The organism is Arthrobacter sp. SIMBA_036, assembly GCF_046535135.1.
Classification (GTDB): Bacteria; Actinomycetota; Actinomycetes; order Actinomycetales; family Micrococcaceae; genus Arthrobacter.
Window position 1 is genome coordinate 1 of record NZ_JAWRXG010000333.1, and the last position, 253, is coordinate 253.

1 protein-coding gene is annotated in these 253 nt (G+C 53.4%); it reads left to right on the plus strand.

The features are described 5' to 3' along the window. On the plus strand, positions 1–253 hold a 253-nt coding region (locus SB659_RS20090), incomplete at both ends, for a hypothetical protein (protein ID WP_410551698.1).

Here is a 253-nt window from a genome sequence, read left to right on the forward strand (position 1 = left end):
GGAATAATCGTCAGGCGGTCACGGATTATATCCGTCATAACTTTGGTCAGACGCCGCTGAATCAGCTCTCACCGGAGCAATTAAAAACCATTCTCACCCTGTTGCAGGAAGGGAAGATGGTTATTCCGCAACCACAGCAGCGCGAGGCGACCGACCGTCCTTTATTACCGGCGGAGCACAATGCGCTAAAACAGCTGGTGACCAAACTTGCGGCGGCAACGGGGGAACCCAGCAAACAGATCTGGCAATCGAT